The sequence below is a fragment of the Ruegeria sp. HKCCD9138 genome (genome assembly GCF_057220975.1).
Map to the genome: position 1 here is coordinate 1 of NZ_JBWVAZ010000029.1, position 1,219 is coordinate 1,219.

1 protein-coding gene is annotated in these 1,219 nt (G+C 55.0%); it reads right to left on the minus strand.

The window, feature by feature from the left end; all coding sequences use genetic code 11:
* Positions 1-34: 34 nt before the first annotated feature.
* A protein-coding gene (locus AC2TEL_RS21615; protein WP_480906897.1) for an IS3 family transposase occupies positions 35-1,161 on the minus strand; the annotation gives its coding sequence in 2 pieces (ribosomal slippage) (positions 35-897 and positions 897-1,161; 1,128 coding nt in all).
* Positions 1,162-1,219: the final 58 nt, after the last annotated feature.

The window sequence follows — 1,219 nt, forward strand, 5'->3', positions numbered from 1 at the left end:
TGAGCAGCCTCATCTGACTGGTCCAAATTGATTGTTAGTGCATCGTCGGCCTGTAATCCATTGGGATCATGGTTTCAGGTGCTGGCGGGCGATAGCCCAGTGCACTGTGGGGCCGCTTTGTGTTGTAGTGTCTCCTCCATTGTTCGATCAGGATTTGTGCTTCGCGTAGGCTGTAGAAGACTTCACCGTTGAGTAGCTCATCCCTGAACCTTCCATTGAAACTTTCACAGTATCCGTTCTCCCACGGGCTCCCAGGTTCAATGTAAGCCGTCTGGGCGCCAACTGCGGCAATCCAGTCTCGGACGGCCTGGGCGATAAATTCTGGCCCATTGTCTGATCGTATGAAGCGGGGTGCACCCCGCAGTATGAACAGATCCGTCAGGGCATCGATCACATCGACCGAGTTCAGCTTGCGCTTCACTCTGATCGCCAGGCACTCTCGACTGTGCTCATCAAGGATGTTCAGCGTCCGAAAAGCTTTGCCATCATCGGTTCGACAATGAACGAAGTCATAGCTCCATACATGATTGCGATACTCCGGCCTCAGCCGAACACACGAGCCATCGTTCAGCCAGAGCCGTCCTTTCTTTGGTTGTTTCACTGGCACTTTCAGCCCCTCTCGTCGCCAAAGCCGTTCAATCCGCCCATCGCTGACAGACCATCCAGCCTCTCTCAGCAGTACAGCGATCCTGCGATAGCCATATCGGCCGTATTGACGGGTCAGCTCGATCATGTCGGCCACCAATCGGTCTTCGTCTGCGCGACCTTGCGGGACACGCCGTTGCGTGGACCGGTGTTGTCCAAGCACGCGGCAGGCGCGTCTCTCGGAAACGTTCAGCTGGTTGCGTACATGGCTGATGCAGGCGCGACGACGAGCGGGGCTCAGTAGTTTCCCTTGGCCGCCTCCGTGAGGATCAGTTTGTCCAACGTCAGATCTGAAACCGCGCGTCTCAGCCGCTCGTTCTCTTTCTGAAGCCGCTTCAGTTCTTTCAACTGATCTACACCCATTCCGCCGTACTTCTTTCGCCAGCGGTAATAGGTTTGTTCAACAACGCCAATCTGTCTGATCGCATCAAGACGGGACATCCCTTGCCCCATCAGAACTTCAACCCGCCGTAACTTAGAGACAATCTCTTCGGGCTTCGGTCTCTTGTTTGCCATTCTTGGTCCTCCGTTTCCTAAACATAACGGTGGACCAGTTCAGTTGGGGAGGCTCACA